This is a genomic window from Thiohalophilus sp., from assembly GCF_034522235.1.
Taxonomy (GTDB): Bacteria; Pseudomonadota; Gammaproteobacteria; order UBA6429; family Thiohalophilaceae; genus Thiohalophilus.
This window is the reverse complement of record NZ_JAXHLN010000003.1, coordinates 1,565,866-1,582,328: the sequence shown is the minus strand read 5'-3', so window position 1 is coordinate 1,582,328 and position 16,463 is coordinate 1,565,866. Positions and strand designations below refer to the sequence as shown.

Below are 16,463 nucleotides of genomic sequence, written 5' to 3'. Positions count from 1 at the left end.
CACCATTCAAAATTCAACATTGCCGCAGGCGCCCCATCAATTCAAAATTCAACATTCAAAATTCAACATTGCCGCAGGCGCCCCATCAATTCAAAATCCACCATTCAAAATTCAAAATTAACTGAAGACTGCCAACTTTTTACTCAGCACTCAGAACTTAGAACTTAGAACCATATCAAACAGGCGAAGTACGGCGAGGCTCATCAACAGATTCCGATGACCGGGATTTCGGTGACTTGTCTGAAGTCACGATCATGCACGACCAGAGCCGCAGAATTGGTATAGATTGCGGTTGCAACCTGGATGGCATCGGGGAGTTTAAGACCATAACGGATCCGGATTCGTGCTGCCGTAAAGGCAAGGGAGGCATTCATTTCCTGAACCTGCCAATGGCTGCTCGAACTCAGGCTCTGATAATATCGATCCGCAAGAATTTCATCCCCGTTGCGCAGCGGCCCGGCCAACAACTCCGCCAGCGTCACCACCGAGACAACCCCCCGGAGGCGCCCTGCCTCAATCTCCTCAAACAAGGGCAGATACGTCTCAAGAAAAGTCGTGTTGTCTTCCAGCAAATAAATCAGGGGCGCTGTATCAATGGTGACCCATGACCCCTCTGCCAGATCGGAGAGATCGATCATTCCCACTCGCTTCGATAGGCTTCCACCGTTTTCGTTGCAGACTCGCCCCACAATCCAGCACCAGAACCACGCAAGGCGAACAGACCGCCATGCCCTGACGGCTCAAGGCATTGTTCCAGGGACACCAGGGCTGCATAGGGCACACCTCGCTTGAGGATGATTGTCCCCTCACCGGCACGAGCCTGTTCCAATAACTCAGGCAACCGCCTGCGCGCCGTTTCAGAACCGATCCTGCGCATCATTAGACCCCCAGATATGTACTGTACGTACAGTACATAAAGCCTACCCGAAAGTCAACGCACCATCCCCAAACAATCGGCCAGAGGGCTGGCCTCCTACATCCAACAAACCGGCCCTCATCGTCTTTCCTCGTCACTCGTCCCTCGTCCCGGCCCGAAGGGCTTGTGGGAGGCGACTCCGTCGGCGACTGACCTGTCAGAATCGCACCATCCCCACCAATCAGCCACAGGGCTGGCCACCTAACCCCCAAGCCATCATCGTCTTTCCTCGTCACTCGTCACTCGTCCCTCGTCCCTCGTAACTCGCCCCTGCCCAATGGGCCTGTGGTAGCCGAGCCTCTCGGCGCTCTACCTGGATTCAATAGGTCGCGGCTGCAAGCCGCTCCTACATAGACCTGCTACCAGAAGCCCCAAACAAAAAAAGCGCCAAAGGCGCCCCATCAATTCAAAATTCAACATTGCCGAAGGCGCCCCATCAATTCAAAATTCAAAATTCAAAATTCAAAATTCAACATTGCCGCAGGCGCCCCATCAATTCAAAATTCAAAATTCAACATTGCCGCAGGCGCCGCATCAATTCACCATTCAAAATTCAAAATTATACTGATAACTGCCAACTTTGTTTTAAGGTTGCCGGACATGCAATCCCAAATATTCCGCCGCTCTGAACAGCGCATCATCCAGCGTCACCAGGGTCGCTTCATTGCCCGCGGCACAGGCAAGGTGCAATGCATCCAACGTTCTTAAAGTCGTCTTTCGGGCTAATAACCAGTGATTCGCGCGATCAAACTGCGACACAGTGAGGGCCTTGATCATAAACCGCCCCTCGTCACAATCTTCAAAAAAGGCCGCCTCGATACGATTGGCCTGGGCCTCGCTCAACTCCCTGGTTCGCACCCAGCGGGCCAGCGCCGAAGCGACCTCCAGCTTCGTCAGCCGGCTGATCAGCACCGGCGATTGTTGCGCACTGAACAGGGCCTGCACCTGTTCGCTGGCCGGCTCCTGGCGGTAATAAGGCAACAGCGCGGAGGTATCAATATAGAGCATCAATAGCGTTCCTGATCCCGCAGCTCACGCACCGCCTCAGCCGCTGTCGTCTCCATTGGCGGCAAGGTTTCACGCAACTGTCGCCTGTCGGGGAAGCTGACGCTTTTCGCCACCATACCCACCAGGCGCGCAGCAGGTACCCCCCGGCGCAGGATGATAATCTCCTCGCCGGCCGCCACCTCATCCAGTAGCTGCGCAAACCGCTCCCGCGCATCCCGCACATTCACCGTGGTCATAACCGCCTCCTTTTTATGTACACATAAAGTGTACACAAAGATCTCCGCCATGACCAGCCCACCAGGGCTCCAAAACAAAAAAAGCGCCAAAGGCGCCCCATCAATTCAAAATTCACCATTCAAAATTCACAATTGCACTAACGACTGCCGACTGCCAACTTCGAACCTCAAACAGCGCCCAAAGGGCACATCAATTCAAAATTCACCATTCAAAATTCAACATTGCCGCAGGCGCCCCATAAATTCAAAATCCACCATTCAAAATTCAACATTGCCAAAGACTAACAATCGGCCACAGGGCTAATCTCCTACATCCAACAAACCGACCATCATCGTCTTTCCTCGTCACTCGTCCCTCGTAACTCGCCCCTCGTAACTCGCCCCTGCCCGAAGGGCTTTGTAGGAGCCGAGGCCTCCTCGGCGATTCACCCTCAACGATCGCATCCTCCCCATACTGCTAACCCTTTCGGTAAGGGACCAGGAGATTATCCAGCATCGGAAAATGTTTCTCGTTCAGCGTCACCAGCCGACTCGCCGACGCACTGGCACAGGCCGCAATGAGTGCGTCCATCAATCCCGTGCCATGACTCTTTCCATAGTCACGGCGCCATAGTCCCGCCTGTTTGGCCAGATCACCGGTCACCGGAACCACGTCAAACGTGTCGACAAACCGGTCCAGTACCTTGTGCTCTCTTCCAGCGCGCACCCCTACATATAATTCCGCGACAGTCGCGGACGATATACGTAACTCCGCGGTCGCGGACTGCAAAAAATCAACAGCGTCGACCTGGCCGCGCAGGTAATCGATCAGGACATCCGTATCCAGCAGCCAGCTTTCCGCCATCAGCCTTCACCGGGTTCAATGCGGTCGGCTTCCGCACGCAAGGCCATAAAATCAGGCCTGTTTGCCGCATCAGCCCATAACCCCGCCGCTTCACGAAGCACAGCGCCCCGATCCTCGCTTTGCAACATCTCAATAAAATGATCCACCGCCGCCCGAATCAACTCGCTCTGACTGCGGCCCGTACGCCCCGCCAGTACACGCAGCGCCTTCTGTTCATCATCAGTGAGATACACCTGTGTCCGGTTCATAAGAACCTCCCGATCAATAACATACACCTATAATGTATACATCATCCACATATGTCAACTATACTTTAAAAACCCCGATGATTCTCCTAAAACAGCGCCCAAAGGGCCCCTCAATTCACCATTCAAAATTCAACATTGCACTGCCAACTGCCCACTTTCCCTCGCGCCCGGCTTGCAATTCGTACATATTTGTACGAGACTTACCCCATGAAGGGACACGAGTTTGTGAAACGAGTCAAACGACTCGGCCAGCAAACAGGCAGGGAAGTTCGCTATGAACCCCATTGCAAAGGCAGCCATGGGCGCCTGTACTACGGCGGGCGTTTTACCACCCTCAAGGATCGCAAAAAGGAGATCGGCAAAGGATTGCGCAGAGCAATGTGCGCGCAGCTCGGCATCGATCCCGATTAACTTCAGGAGTTTGACTATGCGCTACGTTTACCCGGTAACCCTGGAACAGGATGAAGATGGACGCTTTGTGGCGACGGCCACCGATGTACCCGAAGCCATCACCGACGGAGCAACAGCCGAAGAAGCGCTGCGTGAAATGAGTGACGCACTCGGCACGGCCCTGGCCGCTTATTCACTGGCAGGTCGAGATATCCCGCGACCATCGGATACGGTCAAAAATGCCTGTTCCGTGCCTGTCGCACCGCTGGTCGCCGCCAAGCTCGCGCTGCGCTCCGCCATGCAGGAACAAGGGATTACGAATGTTGAGCTGGCCAGGCGGCTGGACATCTCCGAGGGGGCGGTCCGCCGCCTGGTTGATCCGGACCATGCCTCGCGCCTCGATGGTGTCGTCGATGCGCTGGCTGTCCTCGGGCATAGCCTGATCGTTGAGGATCAAAAACAAGACGCGGCATAACATTTCGCACTGTGCGAACAACATAAAAATACGTCATCGCCCCTGCCCGAAGGACTTTGTAGGAGGCGATTGACGCACATGGATGTGCTAACACCCAAAACACTCGCCTTGCTCGCGGGGTGGGCTCTGTCGCGGAAGGCATGGATGACCTGAGCAACGCGAAGTAATGCTGAATGAAACCCGAAGGGGTTCTACAGTGAGCCGTGAGCGACCCATCGGCGACCCTGCCTGGATTCGAGAGGTCGCGGCTGCAGAGACTGTAAATTAAATTGTGTAACTGCTCAAAGTCCCATACCCTTGATAATAAAGGAAAAGACACATGAGCAGAAGAACAAAAACCAAAACCGATATCGACCCGCAGCTTGAAGCCCTGGTGAACAGTATCAAAACACCGGAGGAACTCGAGGACCTCACCCGCTTGCTGCGCCAAAAAACCTTTGAAGCTATGCTCGAAGGCGAGATGGATGACCACCTTGGCTATCCCAAGCATGACAAAGCCGGTCAGCATAGCGGCAACAGCCGTAACGGTTACAGCAGTAAAACCTTGAAGGGCGAGCTTGGCGAGCTGCCAATTGCCATTCCCCGGGACCGCAACGGGGAATTTGAGCCGCTCATTATCTCCAAAAACCAGACCCGGCTACCGATTTTCAACGACAAGATCATCATGCTCTACAGCAAGGGCATGAGCACGCGGGACATAGCTTCCACCTTGTTGGAACTGTACGGCGTTGAGGTCTCTCCTACGCTGATTTCACGGGTCACCGAGCAGGTGCTGGAACAGGTCCAGCAATGGCAATCCCGACCCCTGGATGAGGTCTATCCCATCGTCTATCTCGACTGCATCCGGGTGAAGATCCGTCAGGACAAACGCGTCATCAACAAAGCCATTTACCTGGCGCTGGGCATCAACCTGGACGGCCAGAAAGAACTGCTGGGGCTGTGGCTCGCGGAAAACGAGGGTGCCAAGTTCTGGCTGTCCGTGCTCACCGAACTGCAACAACGGGGCCTGAAGGACATTTTCATCGCCTCGGTGGATGGGCTGACAGGCTTCCCGGAAGCCATTAACACCGTTTACCCGAAGACCCAGATCCAGCTATGCATCGTGCATATGGTGCGCAACTCGCTCAAATTCGTCTCCTGGAAAGAACGCAAGACCGTTGCCGCTGACCTGAAAAAGATCTACGCCTCCCTCACTGTCGAGGAGGCCGAGCGAGAGCTGGCCGCCTTTGCCGAGCGCTGGGATGAGAAGTTTCCGTCCATCAGCACGGCCTGGCGCAAACACTGGCCGAATCTCATCACCCTGTTTAACTACCCGGATGATATTCGTAAAGTAATTTACACCACCAACGCTATCGAATCCCTCAATAGCGTTATCCGTAAGGCCGTCAACAACCGTAAGGTCTTTCCGAATGACGACGCGGCACTCAAGGTCGTCTATCTGGCCATGCAGGCGGCCTCCAAGAAATGGACCATGCCCATTCATCATTGGAAGGACGCCTTGAATCGTTTTATGATTGAGTTTCCGGATAGAATGCCGGAGCAGTTCTAACCGGGCAGTTACACAGAATTATTTACAGTCTCCGGCTGCAAGCCCCTCCTACAAATAAAAAAAGCGCCAAAGGCGCCACATCAATTCAAAATCCACCATTCAAAATTCAACATTGACGCAGGCAGCCCCTCCTACACTGCTATCTGTGAACTGCGACTGCCAGCTTCGAACCTAAAATACCGCCCAAAGGGCACATCAATTCAAAATTCACCATTCAAAATTCAACATTGCCGCATCCGGATTATCGTCAGAGATGTAATCTACTATCGACAGAAGGTCTGCGCGAGCCAATTCCAGCCATTCCAATTCAGGCACGGCGCCGTTTCCGGTCAATCAACGCTTGCGCCTCATCCATCACCTGTTTATGCGATACAGCAGGTCGCGTGTCCGCCAGGGCCTCTTTCACCTTGTCGCGGAACCAGGCGTCGTAAGTTTCCGGATCGGCTGTTAGTCCAACGGGCAACCCGCCCTCTTTGCTTATGCGAGTCAGCAGAATGCGGACAGCATCTGATACTGTCAGGCCGAAGCTTGCAAGTTTTTCCGCCGCATCAGCCTTCAGTTCGTCGTCGACCCGAACGTGCAACATTGAAGTGTGAGCCATGATCAGGTTCTCCAGTTGTCATTCACAGCTAATTATGTATCTCAATTGCGATACAGTCAAGGTGTCAGCCTTCATTACAAATGAACCCCCAACAAACCGGCCATCATCGTCTTTCCTCGTCCCTCGTAACTCGCCCCTGCCCGAAGGGCTTTGTAGGAGGCGCCCCGTCGGCGACGACCTGCCTGAATTCGAGATATCGCGGCTGCAAGCCGCTCCTACACTGCCAACTGATGACTGCGACAGCCAACTTTCCCCTCAGCACTTTTATATTCTGCCAACTTTCCCTGCCTGTCCCATTAACAATTCTCTATCACGCAATCAGCGTCAGCAGCTCGTCGTGCACACTCGCATCCACATCATCCAACTCCCTGACGATATTCAATTCCATCGTCACCCTGGCCAGCTCTATCAGCGAATCATCCACAGCATAATGACCGTTCTCCCCCAGCCACTGCAGGATCTTGGCCAAATGCCAAATCGATGGTCGGCCCTCATGCACAGGAGGAGGAAAGGCAGTGCCTGCGCCAAGCATAATCTTGCGCATATTCTGGCGAGAAAAACCGAGAATTTCCGCAACATCGGTCAGCCCGACAAGATCCGGCGCGGCCTCGACAAGCCTGGCTCCGGGGATAACCCGCTTTATATCTTTGATAGCGCTCTGTACTGCCTCCATTGCGGTCACTGCATCGCGCATAAAATTGAGGGCGATACGCCCCTGCTGGCCAATACCGATGAGAGCATCATCGCACCCGTTTGCAATCAACGCTTCCACATAGTCCTCAGGCCTGATACCCACATCAGGGAGGCTGAATTTAAGCGTGAAATCATATTCATTCATTACGTGGCCCCTCACTGTCACTGCGGTATCGCATGCAATTATCGACAACGCGGCGGAGCTGTTTGGCATGCGCGGATGGATTCCTGGGGGTACTAGTGTACTGCTTCACTCTTGGAGGCACTTTCAGCGAACCGCTGGCCGGTTAGCTGCAAGGCGCGTTCTCGCAGGAATGGCAGGGTCCTTTCAAGAGAGCGCAACGCCGCAGATGGCCGGCCAGCGGCTCGCCCGAAGGGAGCCCCCCGAAAGCGCCATGACCGCGTTGCGGCGCTTGACAAGGACCGGGCCATTGCCTGCGCACCGCGCCTTGTCCTGGCACTTTCGGGGGGCTCTGAATGTACCGCCAAGAGTGAAGCAGTACACTAACTATCGAGACGATGCAAAACTCTCCACATCGGCACTCCTGATCGTTGTAAGGGCAATATAACTTTCCCCAGGCATGGCCACCGCCAACCTCGATACGCCACCCGCACGTCTCGGCATACTGAAGCGCCAGCTCCACCTCCTTTTTAGAGTGTCTGATCCTTGCCATAACGATCCTTCACTTTGGCTAACACTAGCCGCCTCGCCAGAGGTTGTCAAGTGACAACTGTGCAAGACTGGAGACTGCCCCCTCCCTCGGCGACACACTTGTCAGGATCGCACCATCGCCAATCCATCAGCCAGAGAGCTGGCCTCCTACATTACAAATGACCCAACAAACCAGCCATCATCGTCTTTCCTCGTAACTCGTAACTCCCCCTGCCCAAAGGGCTTTGTAGGAGGCGATTGACGCACATGGATGTGCTACCCCGGCTCTGTTCCCGACAGAGCCGGGATACACACCATCCCTGGCGATAATGTCGCGGGAGGCAGGACGCCGTGAGCGACCCATCGGCGACCCTGCCTGAATTCGAGATATCGCGGCTGCAAGCCGCTCCTACACTGCCATCTGTGAACTGCGACTGCCAGCTTCGAACCTAAAATACCGCCCAAAGGGCACATCAATTCAAAATTCACCATTCAAAATTCAACATTGCCGCAGGCGCCCCATCAATTCAAAATTAAAAATTCAACATTCACAATTGCACTAACGACTGCCAACTGCAATCTGCCGACTGCCAACTTTCTTTTTATACAGCCCTGACAACAAAAGTCAGCCCCTCATTAGCTTCCAGAACACGAAGTACAGTTGTTAAATTGGAAAGCGTCGGGTTGCCTTTCGCACCAAACATCCGGTGCAGGCTTTTCGCACTGATGCCTGTTTCATCGGCCAGGGTCTCAAAACCAAGCGTCGCATTAATATAATCCCGCAGCAGCGCGCGTGCTGTAGCCGCCTCGCCGGTAACAATCGCCTCTGCAGCTTCCGTCAACATGGCAACCCTGAATTCCACATCCGTTTGCGCACGTTCTCGAACTGTCTCGGAAAATTCACGTGTTAGTGCCATTGGTTGTTCCTCCAATACGACGCTGCCGGTACGCCATCCAGTATCGCTTTGCCTGCTCGATGTCCCGATGCTGGCCCTGCTTCGTACCGCCACCCGGCAAAACAATCAGTCGGTCACCTTCACGGCCAAAGTAAACCCGATATCCCGGACCAAAATGGATCCGCCGCTCAAACACCCCGGCGCCAACGCTTTTCACCTCGGACAAGTTACCCGCCTCGAGTCGAGCCAACACCGTGGTCACTTTTGCCGCCGCCCTGGCATCCAGGCCTTTGAACCAGCGAGCAAAAACCGACCTGCCGGCCTCATCCAGATATTCCCTTATCTCCAACGCGACCTCCTCCCTCGATCACGATAGTAATATATACGTTACCATAAAAAATTTCCACAAAAAAAGCGCCAAAGGCGCCCCATCAATTCAAAATTAAAAATTCAACATTCACAATTGCACTAACAACTGCCGATTTCCTTACGTAGGAGCGGCTCCGCCGCGATATCCCGTGCGGACCGGCAAGACCTGTCGCGCCAGAGGCGCTCCTACACCGGCCCCGCGACCAGAAGCCCCAAACAAAAAAAGCGCCAAAGGCGCCGCATCAATTCAAAATTCAAAATTCAACATTGCCGCAGGCGCCCCATCAATTCAAAATTCACCATTCAAAATTCACAATTGTACTGCCAACTGCCAACTGCCAACTGCCATCTGCAAACTGCCGACTTAGAACTTAGAACTTAGAACTTAGAACTCAGAACTTAGAACTCAGAACTCAGCACTTTATTCATAGTGGCTCCAGAGCCGCAGGACCTTGACCACTCGCTCTTCTTCCAGAACCTGATACACAAGACGGTGTTGGATGTTGATTCGGCGTGAATAGGCGCCGGACAGATCGCCGATCAGCTTTTCATAGGGCGGAGGATTTTGGAAAGGATTGTTCTCCAGAACAGCGAGCAGCGCCTGGGCCTTGTTCTTCAGCCCCGAAGCGGCAAGCTTCCTGGCATCTTTTTGCGCTTGTTGGGTATAGACCAGCGTCCAGCTCACCAATCCAGTTCCCTGGCACATTCATCGACAGGCTCTTCCATGCCTGACTTGATTGACTCGCGCATTCCCGGCACGGCCAACAAATGCAGGGTTTCCGTAATGGCGTTCCAGTCTTCTTCCGAGATCAGGACCGCATTGGCCCGCTTGCCGGTGATCACGGCGGGCTGGTGCGATTCAGCCACCTCATCAATCAGGCTGTAAAGTTTGGCCCGGGCCTCAGTGGCAGTAATATTGCTCATAGCGTATACCTCCACCACAAAACGTACGCTATAACGTTCGTTTTGTCAATACAGCCAACCTGCCTCCCTTGCCCGAGGGGCCTTGTGGGAGGCGACTGACGTACAGGGACGTACTAACACCCAAAACACTCGCGTTGCTCGCGGGGTGGGCTCTGTCGCGGGAGGCATGGTGCCCCGACCCGGGATGGGTGGGGTTGCCCTGACGCTGGAAGCGTAGGGTACTCGCAATGAACCAGGGGGTTCTACGAGACAACATGATAAACGCTGAAAGCGTTCTATGAGACATGACCTGAGCAACGCGAAGTAATGCTGAATGAAACCCGAAGGGGTTCTACAGTGAGCCGTGAGCGACGCGTCGGCGACCTGCCTGAATGATTCGAGAGGTCGCGGCTGCAAGCCGCTCCTACACTGCTATCTGTGAACTGCGACTGTCAGCTTCGAACCTAAAATAGAGCCCAAAGGGCACATCAATTCAAAATTCACCATTCAAAATTCAACATTGCCGCAGGCGCCCCACCAATTCAAAATTGTACTGCCGACTGCCAACTGAAGACTGCCAACTTTGTTTTATTGCCATCTGCAAACTGCGACTGCCAGCTTCGAACCTAAAATACCGCCCAAAGGGCACATCAATTCAAAATCCACCATTCAAAATTCAACATTGCCGCATCCGGATTATCGTCAGAGATGTAATCTACTATCGACAGAAGGTCTGCGCGAGCCAATTCCAGCCATTCCAATTCAGGCACGGCGCCGTTTCCGGTCAATCAACGCTTGCGCCTCATCCATCACCTGTTTATGCGACACAGCAGGTCGCGTGTCCGCCAGGGCCTCTTTCACCTTGTCGCGGAACCAGGCGTCGTAAGTTTCCGGATCGGCTGTCAGTCCAACGGGCAACCCGCCCTCTTTGCTTATGCGAGTCAGCAGAATGCGGACAGCATCTGATACTGTCAGGCCGAAGCTTGCGAGCTTTTCCGCCGCATCAGCCTTCAGTTCGTCGTCGACCCGAACGTGCAACATTGAAGTGTGAGCCATGATCAGGTTCTCCAGTTGTCATTCACAGCTAATTATGTATCTCAATTGCGACACAGTCAAGGTGTCAGCCTTCATTACAAATGAACCCCCAACAAACCGGCCATCATCCTCTTTCCTCGTCCCTCGTAACTCGCCCCTGCCCGAAGGGCTTTGTAGGAGGCGCCCCGTCGGCGACGACCTGCCTGAATTCGAGATATCGCGGCTGCAAGCCGCTCCTACACTGCCAACTGATGACTGCGACAGCCAACTTTCCCCTCAGCACTTTTATATTCTGCCAACTTTCCCTGCCTGTCCCATTAACAATTCTCTATCACGCAATCAGCGTCAGCAGCTCGTCGTGCACACTCGCATCCACATCATCCAACTCCCTGACGATATTCAATTCCATCGCCACCCTGGCCAGCTCTATCAGCGAATCATCCACAGCATAATGACCGTTATCCCCCAGCCACTGCAGGATCTTGGCCAAATGCCAAATCGATGGCCGGCCCTCGTGCACAGGAGGAGGAAAGGCAGTGCCTGCGCCAAGCATAATCTTGCGCATATTCTGGCGAGAAAAACCGAGAATTTCCGCAACATCGGTCAGCCCGACAAGATCCGGCGCGGCCTCGACAAGCCTGGCTCCGGGGATAACCCGCTTTATATCTTTGATAGCGCTCTGTACTGCCTCCATTGCGGTCACTGCATCGCGCATAAAATTGAGGGCGATACGCCCCTGCTGGCCAATACCGATGAGAGCATCATCGCACCCGTTTGCAATCAACGCTTCCACATAGTCCTCAGGCCTGATACCCACATCAGGGAGGCTGAATTTAAGCGTGAAATCATATTCATTCATTACGTGGCCCCTCACTGTCACTGCGGTATCGCATGCAATTATCGACAACGCGGCGGAGCTGTTTGGCATGCGCGGATGGATTCCTGGGGGTACTAGTGTACTGCTTCACTCTTGGAGGCACTTTCAGCGAACCGCTGGCCGGTTAGCTGCAAGGCGCGTTCTCGCAGGAATGGCAGGGTCCTTTCAAGAGAGCGCAACGCCGCAGATGGCCGGCCAGCGGCTCGCCCGAAGGGAGCCCCCCGAAAGCGCCATGACCGCGTTGCGGCGCTTGACAAGGACCGGGCCATTGCCTGCGCACCGCGCCTTGTCCTGGCACTTTCGGGGGGCTCTGAATGTACCGCCAAGAGTGAAGCAGTACACTAACTATCGAGACGATGCAAAACTCTCCACATCGGCACTCCTGATCGTTGTAAGGGCAATATAACTTTCCCCAGGCATGGCCACCGCCAACCTCGATACGCCACCCGCACGTCTCGGCATACTGAAGCGCCAGCTCCACCTCCTTTTTAGAGTGTCTGATCCTTGCCATAACGATCCTTCACTTTGGCTAACACTAGCCGCCTCGCCAGAGGTTGTCAAGTGACAACTGTGCAAGACTGGAGACTGCCCCCTCCCTCGGCGACACACTTGTCAGGATCGCACCATCGCCAATCCATCAGCCAGAGAGCTGGCCTCCTACATTACAAATGACCCAACAAACCAGCCATCATCGTCTTTCCTCGTAACTCGTAACTCCCCCTGCCCAAAGGGCTTTGTAGGAGGCGATTGACGCACATGGATGTGCTACCCCGGCTCTGTTCCCGACAGAGCCGGGATACACACCATCCCTGGCGATAATGTCGCGGGAGGCAGGACGCCGTGAGCGACCCATCGGCGACCCTGCCTGAATTCGAGATATCGCGGCTGCAAGCCGCTCCTACACTGCCATCTGTGAACTGCGACTGCCAGCTTCGAACCTAAAATACCGCCCAAAGGGCACATCAATTCAAAATTCACCATTCAAAATTCAACATTGCCGCAGGCGCCCCATCAATTCAAAATTCACCATTCAAAATTCAACATTGCCGCAGGCGCCCCATCAATTCAAAATTCACCATTCAAAATTCAAAATTGCACTGCCAACTGCCATCTGCAAACTGCCAACTATCCCTTAATCCTATCCCCCGTCCCCTTCCCCGTCACGGTCAAAAAGATATACCAAAAATAATCCCGCACCCCCAACGACGCGATCATTTTCGCATCCGTCTCGGCCAGCAACGCCGGTGTCGACATATCAATATCATTGACCTGCGCCAGCCCGGTAATCCCCGGCCGCACCTTATAGACGCCTCGTTTTTCACGCTCTTCAATCAACTCCGTTTGATTAAACAAACACGGCCGCGGTCCCACCAGGCTCATCTCCCCCTTCAAGACATTCCACAACTGCGGCAACTCATCCAGCTTGGTGCGGCGCAAAAACCGCCCGAACCCCGTCACCGCCGACGCATCCGCCAGGTGAGAGGCCACCGACACCGTCTCCGGCCGCATCGTCCGAAACTTCACCAGCACAAACGGCCTTTTAAACCGCCCCACCCGCTCCTGGCGAAACAACGGCGAACCCGTATCGAACAGGCCAATCACCCACAACACCAGCAACACCGGCATCCCGACGATCAGCCCCAGCAGAGAAAACAACACATCAAAAACCCGAATCAACAATCCAATCTCCAAACCATGTGGGAGGCGACTGACGTACCTGGATGTACTAATGTCGCGGAAGGCATGGATGCCGTAAGCGACCCGTCGGCGACTTTCTGAATCAAGAAGTCGAGGCTGCAAGCAGCTCCTACAACTGCCATCTGCAAACTGCGACTGCCAGCTTCGAACCTAAAATAGCGCCCAAAGGGCTCATCAATTCAAAATTCATCATTCAAAATTCAACATTGCCACAGGCAGTCCTTCTACAACAAAGGCCCAACCGCCCTTTTCAAACCTTCATCGACAGAGATGGGCGGCTCCCACCCCAACACCTCCCTGGCCTTGGAAATATCCACCCGCAGCGACCCAAGAAGCCGGCGGGCCAGATCGCGTTTACCAAGCGCCGCTGCAGAGATCGCCAGCAGGCGGGGCGGGATCGGCACCAGCCGCGCCGGTTTGCCCATCACCACCGCCGTGCGGCGCAGCAATTCGGTAGTCGACAAATCTTCCCCATCACTGACCAGAAACACCTCATTTGCCGCCGCAGGATGATCAATACAGGTCACGATGAAATCCACCAGATTATCCAATCCCACATACGAACGCAGATTGTGGGTAGAACCTAATGGCAACGGTACGCCACGGGCCACCCACTCAAGGAGTTTGCCGAAATTGCCAGGCGCCCCGGGACCGTATACCAGCGGCGGACGGATGATAACAATCTCCATCCCGGTTTTCGTGGAAAGCTGTTGCAATGCCTCTTCGGCTTCAAGCTTGGATTGCGCATAGGGCTCAACGGGACCGGGGCTATCAGCCTCGGTAAAGGGCTTGATGTTTGAGTTTCCGTTAACCCCGATCGAACTGAGAAAAACAAAGCGCTTGACCCCGGCGGCGGCTGCCTGGCGTGCCAGATTCAATGTCCCATCAATGTTAACTCTGCGTAATTCCGACAATGAGTTATTACCATTATCATTAATGACATGTGCACGAGCCGCCAAATGTATAACAATGTCCATACCGCTGAGAGCGGAGGACCAGTCCGATTTCAGTGCTATATCAGCAACGTGCGCCAGTTTGACCGAGGAGGGGAAATCTACCCTATTATTATTGCGAACAACTGCGACAAGAGAATGACTGTTTTGCTCGAGAATTTTTCCGGCAAGAGCTTTTCCAATAAACCCGGTTGCACCTGTTAGTAGAATAGAAGACATGGACTTCTATCTTTTTAAGTAGCTGGCTAATTTAAATGGAATTTTCAGCATCACCAGGAAAATATTGGTATAAATGCCATTCTTCCTGCAAGCCCGGACGATCTCCATATTTTGGTGAATTCGCCACCAGAAGCCGGTACTACTGATACCGCCCTCACTCATTTTAACCATTATTCGTGGATTTCTTGCGTAACTGACGCCACTCATAATTATTCTCGCCATCATCTCAAAATCCGCAGCAACCCTGTAATTGAGCTTATAAAGACCCAGTTTTCTGAATACTTCGGGTCTCACATATAAAGTAGGATGCGGAAAAATAAGACCAAATCGTATCTGCCAGGGCGAAAAGTTTTTAGATGAATAATATCTTGTCACCTGGTTTACATTATTTCTGTCGACGTAAACCAGATCACCAAAGACCGCATCGATATCAGGCCGTGAGGATAAAAAATCGGCCAGTTCAGAAATTGTTTCCTGAGAAAAGAGAATATCGTCGGAATTTAATAGCCCGACAAAGTCACCGGATGCGGCACGGATTCCTTTGTTCATGGCGTCGTAAATACCCTGATCCGGCTCGGAAATCAGCACTGAGACACTGTCATCATATTCCTTTACAATTTCCAGCGTACCATCAGTTGAGCCACCATCAATAATAATGTATTCGATATCCGGATAATTCTGGGAGCGGACTGATTCGATTGTATCGCGGATGGTTGATGCGCTGTTAAAACAGACCGTGATAATACTGACCGTTAACATCAAATAAATTACCGCATCGCCTGATACGCAGCAACATGCCGTTCGGCGCATTGTGCAATATCGAGCTTATGAACAGCAACATCACGCGCACGTTGACCGAATTCACGACACTTCTCCAAGTTCGTGGCAAATTGCGTCAACCTGTCCGCCAGGGCTTGTGAATTCCCGACCTCGATGATAAAACCGTTGTGGTCATCATGGATATACAACGACACATCGCCTACGTCCGTAGAAACGACAGGTTTACCCATAGCCATGGCTTCCCAAACCGCTATTGGTGAGGATTCGGCACGGGAGCTGCACACATAAGCATTAAATCGTTGCAAAAGGGGTCGCACATCCGAACGGCTGCCAACAAACTCGATATTATCCACCGACAACTCTTTGCACAGTCGCTGCAGCGAAGCATAATATCCTTGCTGATTTTTATATACTGGCCCGACAACTACAAAGTGGACCTCGTCGATTTGCTTATTCAGAATGGCAGCAGCATGGATAAAGGTTTCAAGCCCCTTGATAGGGTTAATATTGGCCACGGTTCCGATAATGAATTTCCCGGCCAATTTATCGAGCAGGTCTTCATCGCCGACATAGCTTCCTTTCGGATCGAATCGCGACGTGTCCACCGGTGCTGGAATAACAAACTCGGGCTTATTGGCCTTCATTAGCGGGAGATAATAGGCTCTGGAACGTTCTGAGGCGAAAATGAAGCCGTCAGCCAGAGGGCTGATCAGGGAGAAGAGATGCCGAATGAATCCCGGCATAGCTGTATCATTCAAATGCCATACGACTTTTATACCCGCAAGCCTACCTGCGATAACACCTTTATACTGCCAGCTTCCGCCACTTGCGTGAATCAAATCAAATTTTTCCCGTCGAAAATAAAAGGCAAGACAAACAATCTCGACAAAGGAAAAAATTATATATTGAAAAGCCACTCGCCACTCCTTGGTGATCCGACTAATCAGAAAGGTTTTGTAGGGGACATCATATTCAATGCACCGTTTCCTGAATGCATCCGAGTTTTTAGATGGCATAATCACAGTGGTTTCTACGACTCCTTTTAATGATGCTGCAATCATAGAAATCCTTACCTGCGGCCCACCCAGCTTGCCCTCCTCGATAATGTTAGCAACGCGCAT

21 protein-coding genes and 4 pseudogenes are annotated in these 16,463 nt (G+C 53.1%); 3 read left to right on the top strand and 22 right to left on the bottom strand.

All coding sequences use genetic code 11. The annotated features are described in order from the left end of the window. Positions 1 to 203 precede the first annotated feature (203 nt). The 6 genes from U5J94_RS10655 to U5J94_RS10630 form a co-directional block, all read right to left on the bottom strand. Positions 204 to 638 (bottom strand): type II toxin-antitoxin system VapC family toxin, encoded by a 435-nt coding sequence (locus U5J94_RS10655; RefSeq protein WP_322565623.1) that lies wholly within the window; start codon positions 636 to 638, stop codon positions 204 to 206. Further along, on the bottom strand, positions 635 to 880 hold the full coding sequence (locus U5J94_RS10650) for a type II toxin-antitoxin system prevent-host-death family antitoxin (protein ID WP_322565622.1): 246 nt from the start codon (positions 878 to 880) through the stop codon (positions 635 to 637). The genes U5J94_RS10655 and U5J94_RS10650 overlap by 4 nt, the downstream gene beginning before the upstream one ends. Positions 881 to 1,501: 621 nt before the next feature. Next, positions 1,502 to 1,924: a type II toxin-antitoxin system VapC family toxin gene (locus tag U5J94_RS10645; RefSeq protein ID WP_322565621.1), complete on the bottom strand. Its 423-nt coding sequence runs from the start codon at positions 1,922 to 1,924 to the stop codon at positions 1,502 to 1,504. Further along, the gene (locus U5J94_RS10640; protein ID WP_322565620.1) at positions 1,924 to 2,160 is read right to left on the bottom strand and encodes a type II toxin-antitoxin system prevent-host-death family antitoxin; all 237 of its coding nucleotides are present in this window, start codon (positions 2,158 to 2,160) and stop codon (positions 1,924 to 1,926) included. Before U5J94_RS10640 ends, U5J94_RS10645 begins: the two co-directional genes overlap by 1 nt. A gap of 457 nt (positions 2,161 to 2,617) precedes the next feature. Beyond that, positions 2,618 to 3,004, bottom strand: a complete 387-nt coding sequence (locus U5J94_RS10635; protein WP_322565619.1) for a type II toxin-antitoxin system VapC family toxin — start codon at positions 3,002 to 3,004, stop codon at positions 2,618 to 2,620. Next, positions 3,004 to 3,252 carry a ribbon-helix-helix domain-containing protein gene (locus U5J94_RS10630; protein WP_322565618.1) on the bottom strand — a complete coding sequence of 83 codons (249 nt, stop codon included), beginning with the start codon at positions 3,250 to 3,252 and terminating at the stop codon, positions 3,004 to 3,006. Before U5J94_RS10630 ends, U5J94_RS10635 begins: the two co-directional genes overlap by 1 nt. Positions 3,253 to 3,477: 225 nt before the next feature. Between U5J94_RS10630 and U5J94_RS10625 the strand changes: the two genes are divergently transcribed. From U5J94_RS10625 to U5J94_RS10615, 3 genes are all read left to right on the top strand, one after another. Beyond that, complete coding sequence (locus U5J94_RS10625) at positions 3,478 to 3,663, top strand: hypothetical protein (RefSeq protein WP_322565617.1); 186 nt, start codon at positions 3,478 to 3,480, stop codon at positions 3,661 to 3,663. A 16-nt stretch (positions 3,664 to 3,679) separates the two neighbouring features. Next, positions 3,680 to 4,117: a winged helix-turn-helix transcriptional regulator gene (locus U5J94_RS10620; RefSeq protein ID WP_322565616.1), complete on the top strand. Its 438-nt coding sequence runs from the start codon at positions 3,680 to 3,682 to the stop codon at positions 4,115 to 4,117. Positions 4,118 to 4,436: 319 nt separating this feature from the next. After that, complete coding sequence (locus U5J94_RS10615) at positions 4,437 to 5,666, top strand: IS256 family transposase (RefSeq protein WP_322564286.1); 1,230 nt, start codon at positions 4,437 to 4,439, stop codon at positions 5,664 to 5,666. Between the two features lie 228 nt (positions 5,667 to 5,894). Here the strand turns inward: U5J94_RS10615 and U5J94_RS15330 are convergent. From U5J94_RS15330 to U5J94_RS10555, 16 genes and pseudogenes are all read right to left on the bottom strand, one after another. Further along, positions 5,895 to 5,981 (bottom strand): annotated as a pseudogene (locus U5J94_RS15330) (type II toxin-antitoxin system RelE/ParE family toxin); the annotation flags it as partial. Beyond that, on the bottom strand, positions 5,974 to 6,270 hold the full coding sequence (locus U5J94_RS10610; RefSeq protein ID WP_416224084.1) for a type II toxin-antitoxin system RelB/DinJ family antitoxin: 297 nt from the start codon (positions 6,268 to 6,270) through the stop codon (positions 5,974 to 5,976). The gene U5J94_RS10610 and the pseudogene U5J94_RS15330, both read right to left, overlap by 8 nt. 307 nt (positions 6,271 to 6,577) lie before the next feature. Further along, positions 6,578 to 7,105: a DNA-binding protein gene (locus U5J94_RS10605; RefSeq protein WP_322565615.1), complete on the bottom strand. Its 528-nt coding sequence runs from the start codon at positions 7,103 to 7,105 to the stop codon at positions 6,578 to 6,580. 298 nt (positions 7,106 to 7,403) lie between these two features. Beyond that, a pseudogene (locus tag U5J94_RS15325) lies at positions 7,404 to 7,634 on the bottom strand (hypothetical protein); the annotation flags it as partial. A 580-nt stretch (positions 7,635 to 8,214) separates the two neighbouring features. Next, complete coding sequence (locus U5J94_RS10600; RefSeq protein ID WP_322565614.1) at positions 8,215 to 8,529, bottom strand: transcriptional regulator; 315 nt, start codon at positions 8,527 to 8,529, stop codon at positions 8,215 to 8,217. Continuing rightward, entirely contained in the window at positions 8,513 to 8,857 is a 345-nt protein-coding gene (locus U5J94_RS10595; RefSeq protein ID WP_322565613.1) for a type II toxin-antitoxin system RelE/ParE family toxin, read from the bottom strand. The genes U5J94_RS10600 and U5J94_RS10595 overlap by 17 nt, the downstream gene beginning before the upstream one ends. 441 nt (positions 8,858 to 9,298) lie before the next feature. Next, a complete protein-coding gene (locus U5J94_RS10590) occupies positions 9,299 to 9,562 on the bottom strand; it encodes a Txe/YoeB family addiction module toxin (RefSeq protein ID WP_322565612.1) in 264 nt (87 codons plus the stop codon). Beyond that, positions 9,559 to 9,801 (bottom strand): type II toxin-antitoxin system Phd/YefM family antitoxin, encoded by a 243-nt coding sequence (locus tag U5J94_RS10585; RefSeq protein ID WP_322565611.1) that lies wholly within the window; start codon positions 9,799 to 9,801, stop codon positions 9,559 to 9,561. The genes U5J94_RS10590 and U5J94_RS10585 overlap by 4 nt, the downstream gene beginning before the upstream one ends. Positions 9,802 to 10,463: 662 nt before the next feature. Beyond that, positions 10,464 to 10,550: pseudogene (locus tag U5J94_RS15320) on the bottom strand (type II toxin-antitoxin system RelE/ParE family toxin); the annotation flags it as partial. Beyond that, positions 10,543 to 10,839 carry a type II toxin-antitoxin system RelB/DinJ family antitoxin gene (locus U5J94_RS10580; protein ID WP_416224084.1) on the bottom strand — a complete coding sequence of 99 codons (297 nt, stop codon included), beginning with the start codon at positions 10,837 to 10,839 and terminating at the stop codon, positions 10,543 to 10,545. The gene U5J94_RS10580 and the pseudogene U5J94_RS15320, both read right to left, overlap by 8 nt. Positions 10,840 to 11,146: 307 nt before the next feature. Continuing rightward, on the bottom strand, positions 11,147 to 11,674 hold the full coding sequence (locus tag U5J94_RS10575) for a DNA-binding protein (RefSeq protein WP_322565609.1): 528 nt from the start codon (positions 11,672 to 11,674) through the stop codon (positions 11,147 to 11,149). A gap of 298 nt (positions 11,675 to 11,972) precedes the next feature. Continuing rightward, a pseudogene (locus tag U5J94_RS15315) lies at positions 11,973 to 12,203 on the bottom strand (hypothetical protein); the annotation flags it as partial. Between the two features lie 614 nt (positions 12,204 to 12,817). Beyond that, positions 12,818 to 13,369, bottom strand: a complete 552-nt coding sequence (locus tag U5J94_RS10570) for a sugar transferase (RefSeq protein WP_416224219.1) — start codon at positions 13,367 to 13,369, stop codon at positions 12,818 to 12,820. 245 nt (positions 13,370 to 13,614) lie between these two features. Further along, on the bottom strand, positions 13,615 to 14,562 hold the full coding sequence (locus tag U5J94_RS10565; RefSeq protein ID WP_322565607.1) for an SDR family oxidoreductase: 948 nt from the start codon (positions 14,560 to 14,562) through the stop codon (positions 13,615 to 13,617). A 6-nt stretch (positions 14,563 to 14,568) separates the two neighbouring features. Next, entirely contained in the window at positions 14,569 to 15,321 is a 753-nt protein-coding gene (locus tag U5J94_RS10560; protein ID WP_322565606.1) for a glycosyltransferase family 2 protein, read from the bottom strand. 8 nt (positions 15,322 to 15,329) lie between these two features. Further along, positions 15,330 to 16,463: a glycosyltransferase family 4 protein gene (locus U5J94_RS10555; RefSeq protein ID WP_322565605.1), complete on the bottom strand. Its 1,134-nt coding sequence runs from the start codon at positions 16,461 to 16,463 to the stop codon at positions 15,330 to 15,332.

Excerpts from the sequence above, each read along its gene's own strand:
- U5J94_RS10630 (WP_322565618.1), bottom strand. The coding sequence starts at position 3,252 with ATGAACCGGACACAGGTGTATCTCACTGATGATGAACAGAAGGCGCTG.
- U5J94_RS10555 (WP_322565605.1), bottom strand. The coding sequence starts at position 16,463 with ATGCGCGTTGCTAACATTATCGAGGAGGGCAAGCTGGGTGGGCCGCAG.
- U5J94_RS10575 (WP_322565609.1), bottom strand. The coding sequence starts at position 11,674 with ATGAATGAATATGATTTCACGCTTAAATTCAGCCTCCCTGATGTGGGT.
- U5J94_RS10605 (WP_322565615.1), bottom strand. The coding sequence starts at position 7,105 with ATGAATGAATATGATTTCACGCTTAAATTCAGCCTCCCTGATGTGGGT.
- U5J94_RS10560 (WP_322565606.1), bottom strand. The coding sequence starts at position 15,321 with ATGTTAACGGTCAGTATTATCACGGTCTGTTTTAACAGCGCATCAACC.
- U5J94_RS10585 (WP_322565611.1), bottom strand. The coding sequence starts at position 9,801 with ATGAGCAATATTACTGCCACTGAGGCCCGGGCCAAACTTTACAGCCTG.
- U5J94_RS10645 (WP_322565621.1), bottom strand. The coding sequence starts at position 1,924 with ATGCTCTATATTGATACCTCCGCGCTGTTGCCTTATTACCGCCAGGAG.
- U5J94_RS10650 (WP_322565622.1), bottom strand. The coding sequence starts at position 880 with ATGATGCGCAGGATCGGTTCTGAAACGGCGCGCAGGCGGTTGCCTGAG.
- U5J94_RS10565 (WP_322565607.1), bottom strand. The coding sequence starts at position 14,562 with ATGTCTTCTATTCTACTAACAGGTGCAACCGGGTTTATTGGAAAAGCT.
- U5J94_RS10615 (WP_322564286.1), top strand. The coding sequence starts at position 4,437 with ATGAGCAGAAGAACAAAAACCAAAACCGATATCGACCCGCAGCTTGAA.
- U5J94_RS10620 (WP_322565616.1), top strand. The coding sequence starts at position 3,680 with ATGCGCTACGTTTACCCGGTAACCCTGGAACAGGATGAAGATGGACGC.
- U5J94_RS10655 (WP_322565623.1), bottom strand. The coding sequence starts at position 638 with ATGATCGATCTCTCCGATCTGGCAGAGGGGTCATGGGTCACCATTGAT.
- U5J94_RS10635 (WP_322565619.1), bottom strand. The coding sequence starts at position 3,004 with ATGGCGGAAAGCTGGCTGCTGGATACGGATGTCCTGATCGATTACCTG.
- U5J94_RS10640 (WP_322565620.1), bottom strand. The coding sequence starts at position 2,160 with ATGACCACGGTGAATGTGCGGGATGCGCGGGAGCGGTTTGCGCAGCTA.
- U5J94_RS10600 (WP_322565614.1), bottom strand. The coding sequence starts at position 8,529 with ATGGCACTAACACGTGAATTTTCCGAGACAGTTCGAGAACGTGCGCAA.